General features: G+C 35.6%; 11 protein-coding genes. 5 read left to right on the top strand and 6 right to left on the bottom strand.

Annotated features, from left to right (window positions below; translation table 11 throughout):
- Positions 1-276 precede the first annotated feature (276 nt).
- The 4 genes from ACN4EE_RS20210 to ACN4EE_RS20195 all read left to right on the top strand — a co-directional run bounded on the left by ACN4EE_RS20210 (position 277) and on the right by ACN4EE_RS20195 (position 3,147).
- Positions 277-480 carry a DUF751 family protein gene (locus tag ACN4EE_RS20210; protein ID WP_431708301.1) on the top strand — a complete coding sequence of 68 codons (204 nt, stop codon included), beginning with the start codon at positions 277-279 and terminating at the stop codon, positions 478-480.
- Between the two features lie 49 nt (positions 481-529).
- Positions 530-907, top strand: a complete 378-nt coding sequence (gene rbfA, locus ACN4EE_RS20205; protein WP_431708300.1) for a 30S ribosome-binding factor RbfA — start codon at positions 530-532, stop codon at positions 905-907.
- A gap of 132 nt (positions 908-1,039) precedes the next feature.
- Positions 1,040-2,428, top strand: a complete 1,389-nt coding sequence (locus tag ACN4EE_RS20200) for an SGNH/GDSL hydrolase family protein (protein ID WP_431708299.1) — start codon at positions 1,040-1,042, stop codon at positions 2,426-2,428.
- Between the two features lie 323 nt (positions 2,429-2,751).
- On the top strand, positions 2,752-3,147 hold the full coding sequence (locus ACN4EE_RS20195) for a hypothetical protein (protein ID WP_431708298.1): 396 nt from the start codon (positions 2,752-2,754) through the stop codon (positions 3,145-3,147).
- Positions 3,148-3,181: 34 nt separating this feature from the next.
- Here the strand turns inward: ACN4EE_RS20195 and ACN4EE_RS20190 are convergent, their stop codons facing one another.
- Positions 3,182-4,348, bottom strand: coding sequence for a pyridoxal phosphate-dependent aminotransferase (locus tag ACN4EE_RS20190; RefSeq protein WP_431708297.1), 1,167 nt, complete (start codon positions 4,346-4,348; stop codon positions 3,182-3,184).
- 208 nt (positions 4,349-4,556) lie between these two features.
- On the opposite strand from ACN4EE_RS20190, the gene ACN4EE_RS20185 reads away from it, so the two are divergent.
- Positions 4,557-5,894 (top strand): gluconeogenesis factor YvcK family protein, encoded by a 1,338-nt coding sequence (locus tag ACN4EE_RS20185; RefSeq protein ID WP_431708296.1) that lies wholly within the window; start codon positions 4,557-4,559, stop codon positions 5,892-5,894.
- Positions 5,895-6,139: 245 nt separating this feature from the next.
- On the opposite strand, the gene ACN4EE_RS20180 is transcribed toward ACN4EE_RS20185, so the two are convergent.
- From ACN4EE_RS20180 to ACN4EE_RS20160, 5 genes are all read right to left on the bottom strand, one after another.
- Positions 6,140-7,162, bottom strand: a complete 1,023-nt coding sequence (locus ACN4EE_RS20180) for a WD40 repeat domain-containing protein (protein WP_431708295.1) — start codon at positions 7,160-7,162, stop codon at positions 6,140-6,142.
- A 125-nt stretch (positions 7,163-7,287) separates the two neighbouring features.
- Positions 7,288-8,265 (bottom strand): CobW family GTP-binding protein, encoded by a 978-nt coding sequence (locus ACN4EE_RS20175; protein ID WP_431708294.1) that lies wholly within the window; start codon positions 8,263-8,265, stop codon positions 7,288-7,290.
- A 29-nt stretch (positions 8,266-8,294) separates the two neighbouring features.
- A complete protein-coding gene (locus ACN4EE_RS20170; RefSeq protein ID WP_431708293.1) occupies positions 8,295-9,458 on the bottom strand; it encodes a glycosyltransferase in 1,164 nt (387 codons plus the stop codon).
- A 112-nt stretch (positions 9,459-9,570) separates the two neighbouring features.
- On the bottom strand, positions 9,571-9,924 hold the full coding sequence (locus tag ACN4EE_RS20165; protein ID WP_431708292.1) for a single-stranded DNA-binding protein: 354 nt from the start codon (positions 9,922-9,924) through the stop codon (positions 9,571-9,573).
- Between the two features lie 159 nt (positions 9,925-10,083).
- Positions 10,084-10,389, bottom strand: coding sequence for a 2Fe-2S iron-sulfur cluster-binding protein (locus ACN4EE_RS20160; protein WP_431708291.1), 306 nt, complete (start codon positions 10,387-10,389; stop codon positions 10,084-10,086).
- Positions 10,390-10,631: the final 242 nt, after the last annotated feature.

The following is a 10,631-nucleotide window of genomic DNA, read 5'->3' as shown; positions in this document are numbered from 1 at the left end:
AGAGTGGCAAAAGTTTTACAACCTAAGTCAATACCTATTGGCTCAATTACTTCATGGATTCTGGGCGGTAATCTATCCGCTCTTGCCTTTTCCCTATCTTTATCAAAATACGATGAGGCAATCGTTATTTGTGATTTTTTGATGGGGTTGGGTTTAATATATTAAATCCCTACATTCTCCATTCTTAATTTTTAATTCTTAATTCTCATTCCTTAGTCACAAAAATTCTGGTAAACTAGATATGAATTAGCAGATAAAAATAAAGATATAGTTATTATGGAAGGCTTTTGGGAAAATGTGTTACGTTATCCTCGCTATATGGTGAGTTTAGTATTAGGAATATTCTTTTTCTTATGGGAACAAATTAAACCTTTATTCAAAAATCCTATCACAGCTACAGCTATCTTCGGGTTATTAATAGGTAGTTTTTCTTTTCTCTATTTTACCCTGAAAGCGATGCTAGGTCTTGATCCAGTCTAATCAATTTTTATCGCAACGAATAATCAAAACTTGGTTTTATTTAGAAATAATGGCAAATAGTCGTAGAGTCGAAAAAGTCTCATCTTTAATCAAAAAAGAAATCAGTCAAATGCTTATTTATGGCATTAAAGACGATCGAATTGGTTCTGGAATGGTTAGCATTACAGAAGTGGAAATATCAGGAGATTTACAACACGCTAAAGTATTCGTAAGTATTTACGGTACTCCTGAAGCGAAAAAAGAAACGATGGAAGGCTTAAAAGCCTGTACTCCTTTTGTGAGAAAGTCTTTGGGGCAAAGAATCCGTTTAAGGCACACCCCAGAAATCAGATTTATTGAGGATTCATCCTTAGAAAAAGGGGATAACTTGATTAATTTAATTAATAGTATCACCCCCCATGAAAATTCTTTTTCCGAAGAAGAATAAGTAAAATAAATGATTACACAAACCTGAAAAGCAAGGCATTAAGTACTCAGATTATACCTTTGTTCAGTAAAACTACAAAAAAAATATATATAATGTAGAGGATAATCAGGAAACACATATTTGGAGGAAGAAATGACTGTTATCTTTCTAGGCGATAGCTTATTAGATATAGGAAATTTGAGTACTACAGTAGCACCATTAGGCATAGTGCCTTTCCCAACTCCACCTTATAGTGAAGGCAAAGCATCCAATGGGCAAGTTTTAGGAGAAGCCATTGCCGATAGACTCGGTATCGGGGCAGATTCTTTAGTCGGTAACGCCATGGTTGCCTCTCCTCCCAATCCATCTGAAGAAAATGTGGTGTATGCTTTTGCAGGTGCAACGACAGGAGTATTTGGCTCAAAAGGAAATAATTTAGATGAGCAACCTATTGGTTTACTTTCTCAAGTACAATTATTTCAACAGAATTTTAATGGTAATAATCCCGTAGAAGTTATTATCAGCGCAGGAAGTAATGATGTTTTACAAATTCTCGCTGATCCGAATTTTGCTAATATTTTTTTAACTCCAGAAAATGACGATAATGAATTATTAATCAATCAAACTGTTGATGAAATTGTCAACAATATTAGTCAAAGTGTTATTGCAATCGAAAATCAAACAGAAAATATTACTATTATCGGCTTATCTCCCCTTGGAAATACCCCTTTTGTCATCAAAACCGATGAGCAAATAAATAACAATATTCCCCTTGATATTGGTGGAGAAACTCGAATATTATTAAATGAGATTTCTTTTCAAGTTAACCAAGAATTGATCAATATTTTTGACAATGAAAATAATGATGTCCCAAATGTAAAAGTAAACGATGGTTTTCAGGTTTTTAATAATGGTTTAACAGCATGGGAAAATCAGTTAAATAATGAGGCAATTATCGATATATCCTATGTAGATTATATTTCTGGAGAAACAAATTTACCACCCAATCTTACCATTGAACAATTTGCCTTTATTGATGGTGTACATCCCACATCTGCATTCAATCAGTATTTAGCAGATGAAATAGTATCCTCCTCTTGGTTAAATACTCCGATGTACAAGTTTGAAAATACCGATATACCCAATACTTATCTATATGTGGGAGAAGAAGAAAGAAAAAGTGTAATTGAAAATTATCCTATTTTTGCTGAAAAAGATATTGATTTTTATGTGGGAATTGAACCAGATGACGATTTAATTGTTATTAATCGTTTTCAAAATCAAGATATAGCAGGTACATATTTGTATGCTGGAGAAGAAGAAAGTCAATCTATTATAGAAAATTATCCTAATTTTATTTTAGAAGGAATTGCTTTTTATGTTTATGGTGTAGATAGTAGCCTAGGAGGGAATATTTATCGTTTTCAGAATCAAGATTTACCCGGTACTTATTTGTATGCCACAGAGGCACAAAGGCAAGATATTAGACAAAATGCCCCTAATTTCATCGAGGAAGGCATTGCATTTAAAGCCATAATTTAATTAAGAGTTGCTGAATAAATCAGAATTAAGAATTAAGAATTAAGAATTAAGAATTAAGAATTAAGAATTAAGAATTATCTACTATTCACTGTTTAACGATATTATAAAAATATAAATAAAAATAAATATAAATAATAAAAAAATGTTATACTTAGTCAGTTGTTCTTTTTCTGGACTTACACATTTTTCTCCAAATATCGAGTTTTAAGAGTGTGCTGTGTGTGTGTTCGTCAGAATAGGGTTATGATTGCGTCAGTTGTGACGGTTTAATTCATATACCTATTAAAAATTTTCATATTAATATTGTAGTCAAAGTAAAAATTATGGAACTGATTATTTGCTTAGTTTTAGCGGTATCAGCTTTTGTTGCTGCCATTACTTGTATTGTCGGGCTGGTATCCGCACCTACTCCTATTCTCTTGGCAATTTTAGCAACGGGAATGTTACTCACTCAAAAATCTATTACTAAGTTTACAGAACCTAGTGTTAATCTGGACGATCGAGATAAAAATAGAATCGAAAAAGTGGAGATAGCATCTAACAGTATAATACCCGAAGATCAAAACAGTCAACAAAAAAAATCTTCCATGACTTATCGAGGTTTTCATTACAATCGCCTCAAATATAATCGTTTGAAAAATTTTGATTCAGCACCCCAGTCAAAACAAAGTACAGTTACTTATCGTGGGGCGAAAATTAATAAAAAGGAAATTGTGTGACTATAACCTAACACGCTCATACCAAAGCTCTCAGTTACAGGGAATTGATAAAATTATTTAATCTTGTCATCCCTTTTTCGATCGAATCCATATCAGTAGCATAGGATAAACGAACGCAATTATCGTCTCCGAAAGCAACCCCCGGAATAGTAGCAACTTTTTCTTGAGTTAGCAATTTATCGCAAAATTCGAGGGATTTTAAACCCGTTTTACTAATGTCCACAAATAGATAAAAAGCACCAGCAGGTAAAGGGCTACTGATATTAGCAATAGATTGCACAGCAGAATACATTACCTTTCTTCTTTCGGCAAAGGATAATAACATTTCAGCTACACAGTCTTGAGAAGATTCTAAAGCGGCGATGGCACCGTATTGAGCAAAAGTACAGACGTTAGAAGTACTATGACCTTGAACTGTTGTCATGGCTTTGATAATATTAACATCACCCGCAATATAACCTACACGCCATCCTGTCATGGAATAAGCCTTCGCAAAACCATTACTAATCAGGGTACGTTTGAAAATCTCCTCGTTAACAGCACCAATACTTAAATGGGTAGCCCCATCATAGAGAATTTTCTCATAAATTTCATCAGACACCACTAAAATATCTCGATCGACAATAATCTTTGCCAATGCTTTAATCTCATCGGGAGTATATACTGAACCAGTAGGATTAGAAGGGGAATTTAAGACGAATAACTTAGTTTTAGGGGTAATAGCATCTTCTAACTGTTGAGGAGTGATTTTATACTCATTTTCCGCAGTGGTAGTAATAATAACGGATTTTCCTCCTGCTAATGTCACCATTTCAGGATAACTTAACCAATAAGGTGCAGGAATAATTACCTCATCATCGTTTTCGATAAGTGCCATTATCAAGTTATATAGAGAATGCTTACCGCCGTTGGTAACGATGACGTTTTCGGGTTTATAGTCTAAATTATTGTCTTTTTTGAGCTTATGGGCAATAGCTTGACGCAAAGGCATTTCTCCTGCCGCCGCACCATATTTAGTTTTACCTTCATCTAAGGCTTGTTTAGCAGATTGTTTGATATGATCAGGAGTATCAAAATCAGGCTCACCGGCACTAAAACTACAAACGTCTAGCCCTTCAGCTTTCATGGCTTTAGCTTTTGCAGTAATAGTAAGGGTAATGGAAGGATTAACTTGAGATATTCTACTGGCTAATTTATTCATTGTTGCTTCAATTTTGAGGGATGAGTCCTTATTATTTATATATTAAGATAATAATAAAATCACAAATTAGATAATTGACATATCTCAATTCTAATTTTAATGAGGACTCAAAAGAGTTTTTTGCTACCACAATATTTTGACGATAAGCGAAAACAAACTATATCCACTATAATCTATTAGCAATTAGTTGTTATAGTTTTCCAATTCTATGGTTAATAATCGTAACGGTCGTAAAAAAGTCAATCATCTGTATAAGTGGTTATCTCCTGGCATTTTGGTTAAACGCTGGTTGCTAACTAGCATGATTGGCATTTTCCTAGCGGTTTTAGGTATAGCAATTTGGACAAAATTAACCCCTATATATCGTTTTTTAGATTTTATCGTTGATCTTCTTAATGAAATTACCAATAATGTACCAAGTTATATTTCTGGTCCTTTGGTCTTAATTTTTGGTTTATTTTTATTATACTGGGGGCAAACTCGTACTTTAGGCTCAATTACAGAGGTTTTAAATCCTAATAGTGAAGAAGAATTAATCGAGGTTTTGTGGAATTATCGCCGTTTAAATCGAGGCACAAAAGTTGTTGCCATTGGCGGTGGCACGGGATTATCCACTCTATTGCGAGGAATCAAGGCTTATAGTGCTAATATCACCGCTATTGTTACGGTAGCAGATGATGGTGGTTCTTCGGGAAGATTGCGTCGAGAAATGGGCATTTTACCGCCGGGGGATATTCGTAACTGTATTGCGGCGTTGGCGGATGAAGAAAAATTACTCACAGAGTTATTTCAATATCGTTTTAAAGCTGGAGAGGGCTTAAATGGTCATAGTTTTGGTAATCTGTTTTTAACGGCTATGACGGATATTACTGGCGATTTGGAGGGGGCGATCGAGGCTAGTTCAAAAGTATTAGCGGTAAGGGGAAAAGTTTTACCTGCGACTTTAAGTGATGTAACTTTATGGGCAAAATTTGAGGATGGTAGAATTGTGGAAGGGGAGTCGAATATTCCTGAAGTTGGGGGAAAAATCGTGGAAATGGGCTGTAAACCCCCTAATCCTCCTGCCACTTTGGCGGTAATTGAAGCCATTAAGGAAGCCCAATATATCATTATGGGACCGGGTAGCCTTTATACTAGCATCATCCCTAATTTACTTGTGCCAGAAATTCGAGAAGCGATTGCACAAAGTTCCGCTCCTAAAATTTATGTCTGTAATATTATGACTCAAAAAGGGGAAACCGATGGTTATACTGTAAGTGATCATATTCGTGCCATCGATCGAGTTTGTGGTGGTAAAATATTTGATGCCGTCTTAGTTCAAGGTCGATCGCCTTCCCAAGAAGTGTTAAAATATTACGCTTCTAAGCATTGTCATCCAGTCTATCTCGATCGAGAGGAAGTTGTCAAACAGGGTAGAAGAATTGTACAGGCAAACATCATGAATGAGAATAAAGATAGTAGTTATGTACGCCATGATCCTAAATTATTAGGTAAAGTATTATTCAGATGGTATAGCAACACTCCGAAAGCAAAATTATGGAAATAAGTACTTAGGGGGTGCTGAAAAAGTATTTTGATGAAGAGAGGGAAAAGCGGATTTGGGAAAAGGGAAGAGTGAATAAATGACAAAAATCAAGGTTTTGAGACTTTATATTAATATATAATACAAAATTGTTTTAAATAAAATTTAGTAAAAAATGCTCAGTTTTTGAGTAAAAATTGTGAAGATTGAACTCTTTTTAGTTGATGTAGTATGTCTAAACCTTTGATTTTAATAACCTTCTGATTTATTCAGCAAACTCTAAATATTACAATCTCTCCTCGATCGCTACCTATAGCCAATTTGTATCCTGATGTATTCCAGAGTAGTTTAGAAAACCCACCTGATATTTCTTTGATATTTTGTGTTAGAGTACGAGCATTTTCCCAGAAAGATAAATTACCTTCACTGCAACCACTTAAAAGTAAAAGGCTTTGGGGGTGAAACTCTAAATTTTTGATGATACCGTTATGGGATTTTAAGACGGAGGCATTCCAGCCTTGTTGATCATTTTTTTCCCATAGGATAATATCTTTTTTAGTGGAAGTAGCTAAGATAGGGGTATCATCTAAGCAGATGTTTGACCAAGTTAGGTTACGAATTTTGCCTTGAAATCCTGATAGTTGCCAAGGTACAAGGTTTCCTCCTCCCCATAGAAATATTATCTTATCTAGGGAACTTACCGCTAAATATTCTCCATCTGGACTCCAAGCGATTTTGAGGGCGGCGGCGTTGGTTTCGATGAAAAAAGGATCATCATCCCAATTTTGAGTATCCCATATTTTCACCCCGCCATTTCCTGCGATGGCTAAAAGTTGCCCGTTGGGATTCCATGCTAAGTCTAAGACAGAGGAGTTTTCAAACAGTAAGGTAACGATAATTTCTTGAGAGTTAACATCCCATATTTGTACATAGCGCCCTTGACTAAAAGCAAGATAATTTTCTTGGGGATGCCATGCTAATTTTTCTACCCACTGTTTTCCCCAATTTAGGGTATCTATTAATTGTAGGTTCGATCGATCCCAAATTCTCACTTGTCCATCTTGCCCTCCTCCTGCTAAAAATTGTCCATCAGGGGAAAAGTCTAAACAGTGGATAGAGTTTTGTTGTGCATTGCCTAAGAGTATCAATTTTGGTTCATCTTTGATTACCATTACCTCTCCCCCTGCACTACTTATGGCTAGGGTATCATCTTTTGACCAACTTAAAGCGGTAATATATTCCTCTAGTTGTACTCTTTTTTCTACTAAAAACTTTACGCTTAAAAAGGTCATAATTAGACTGATAATTATAATATTTCAAAAACTCTTTTTTTAGGTTATAGAAGACAGTCGAAATGTCGAAGTATCACCTTTTCCCTTTTCCCTTTTCCCTCTTTCCAACAGTATCTTTTATTGTTTTACTGAGTACAAATTAGACACCCCCTAAAATCCTCTTTTAATTGTTTTTCGTCTAAATTACGCCCGATAAAGATTAATTCATTTTTACGAGTTTCTTCGGGTTTCCACGATCGATCGAGGGTGACATCAAACAACATATGCACCCCTTGAAAAACAACTCTTTCCGCCATGTCAACAGCATTTAAAATTCCTTTCATGCGAAAAATATCCGTGCCTTGGGTGCGTAATAATTCCGTCATCCAACTGTGTAATTTATCTAAATCCACTTCCCCTGATTCTACTATAGCCACAGAATACACCGATTCATCGTGTTCGTGGGCATCTTCTGAGAGGAAATTAGGATCAATTTCTAAGGCTTTTTGTATATCAAACGATCGAATCCCTAAGAGATTATCCATACTAATATTAGCATTGTGAGTACGATAAATCTTAGCAAGGGCATTCATATCTCGAATACGTTTTTCTAAATCCTCTAATTCATTGGCGGTGACTAAATCCGTTTTATTGAGTAAAATAATATCAGCAAAAGCGATTTGCTCTTGGGCTTCATCAGCGTTCCAATGTTGATGAATATGTTTAGTATCCACCACTGTCACTACAGCATCTAAGAGTAACTGAGATTTTAAATCTTCATCCACAAAAAAAGTTTGTATTACAGGAGCAGGATCAGCTAATCCAGTAGTTTCAATGACAAGGTGATCAAATTTATCTCGTCTTTGTAGTAAATTGCCAATGATGCGCATTAAATCACCCCTCACAGTACAGCAGATACAACCGTTATTCATCTCGAAAATTTCTTCATCGGCACTAATCACTAATTGATTATCAATGCCAACCTCTCCAAATTCGTTAACGATAACGGCGACTTTTTTTCCATGTTCGTAGGTGAGAATATGATTGAGTAGGGTTGTTTTTCCTGCACCTAAATAACCTGTCAGCACTGTTACGGGTACTAAATTATTGTTTTGAGTCAACATTGATCACCTTTTCTCTTCGATTATGACAATTATTCTGACCAGTGTAACAAATTGTTAGATTTTGGGTAAAAAAATTGCTCATAGCAGTATTCTAAATAGTCTAAATAGGATTGCTTAAACACTTCGGCGCTGAATTTTTCCGCTTGAGTACGACAGTTTTCGGGATTGATGTCTTTCTCTACTTCTATAAAAGTTTCTACCCCTTCTATTAAGCCTTCCACTGTTTGAGGTGAAAATAAAACTCCTGTACCCTTTTGTTTGTCTTGACGAATATCAATCACCGTTTCCGTTGCTCCTCCAGCGTTGTAGGCAATAACAGGAGTACCACAGGCTTGGGCTTCTACGATGGCAATACCAAAGTCTTCACAGGAGGCATAAACAAAGGCTTTAGCGTTGCTTAAATACTCCTTGAGGGTATCATAGCTTACCGTTCCTAAAAGGGTAATATTGGGCTTGGCAATGGCTTGTATTTGCTTCATTTCTTCTCCATCCCCGATAACAACGAGGGGTTTTCCTAACTGATTGAAGGCTTCCACTATCAAAGAGATTTTTTTATAACTGACTAAACGAGAAACGGTGATATAGTAGTCAGATTTTTGGGGTTGATAAACAAAATCTTGTACTTGTACTGGGGGATAAATTACTTTTGCTTCCCTACGGTAACAACGCCAAATTCTTCGGGCGGTGTGGTGAGAATTAGCGATAAAATAATCGACTTGGTTAGAGGAGGTGACATCCCATTGGCGCAGACGATGCAAAATATAACGGGCGATTATCCCTTGTATGCCTTTGCCTAGTTTACTTCGATCGAGATAGTCAAAGGTTAAATCCCAAGCATAACGCATGGGGGTATGAGAGTAACAAATATGTAACTGATCAGGACGAGTAATGACTCCTTTCGCTACGGCATGGGAAGAAGAAAGGATAACATCATACTGGGTTAAGTTTAACTGTTCGATCGCAATGGGTAACAGGGGCAAATATTTTTGTACGCCATTACGACTGAGGGGAAAATGTTGCAAAAAACTGGTATGAATTTGTCTCTGGTAGAGATAACTATGGGGGTTAGAAGACTCAAAATCGATGAGGGCAAAAATCTCAGCATCGATAAAACCTAAAATTTCCTTAACGACTAATTCTGAGCCTCCTGTGGCTTGAGGAGTTAACCATTCATGAACCAGAGCAATTTTCATCTATATTTTTAATTAGTGGATAAAAAAATTATTAGAAATTAATGTTGAGGGGTTAATTCTGCATTCTGCATTCTGCATTCTTCATTCTTCATTCTTCATTCTTCATTCTTCATTAAAAATCATCTGAGCCACTATTACTTTCGCTATCTTTTTTAGAAGTTAATAAATCCAGATTATTGACTCGGATTAAAGGTTTAGTTCGTTTATTTCCAGTGGTTTTGTCATTCCATGAATCAATTTTAAGAGAACCTTGAATACCAACTAAACTACCTTTTTTGACGTAATTGGCAGCAATTTCTGCTGTTTTATCCCAAATTTCTAATTCAAACCAGTCGGGTTGATCTTCTTTTTTACTACGACGATTTACAGCAATATTAAATTTACAAAGAATTTTTCCACTGTCTAAATAACGAATCTCTGGATTAGAGCCTGCTCTACCTACTAAGTGTACTATGTTTAAACTCATAAATTTTAATGTATGAATGTACTAATAAATTATCGTAGCATAAAAATCAGGAATTAGGAATGAGGAATTATTCACTAAGCTAAGACGCATTTAACTTTTGCCTTTTCCCTCTTCCCTTTTCCCTAACATCACCATTCTACTTAAATGCAAACTAGCCTACTATAAATCCAATAAAGCGTCTTCTTGATGGGTTTCTACCACGCAGTTAGACGTAGCAAAGGCTTTACAGGTAAGGAAAAAACCAGCTTCGATTTCCTTCGCTTTCAAAAAGTCGTAGTCGTGATTTACCGTGCCTTCTCGTAATTTACCAGTACAACTTACACACACTCCAGCACGGCAGGAATAAGGCAAATTAAATCCCTGTCTTTCAGCCGCATCTAGTATATACTCGTCTGCACCAACTTCAATTACACTATCAAGACCTTTTTGTTCATTTATTAATCTAACTTGATAACTATTTGCCATTGTTATAAATGTATTATATATATTCTAAAAAAACTATTGTTATTTATCTTAATGCTCATTGTTCATTTAATCTCTTTCTATGGTGCGATTATTAAGCAATCTTTACAATTATCGATCGATAGTTACCTCCGTGAGCGATAAAATTTATTGTTGACACTCCCACGACTGAAGTACGTGGGATTCTTGGTTCATAGAGGTTGCTTACCCTGACAGGTATTGCTACCAATCAAAATAGAGGCATC

The organism is Geminocystis sp. CENA526 (assembly GCF_050753365.1).
GTDB lineage: Bacteria > Cyanobacteriota > Cyanobacteriia > Cyanobacteriales > Cyanobacteriaceae > Geminocystis.
This window is presented reverse-complemented; position numbering and strand designations above follow the sequence as displayed.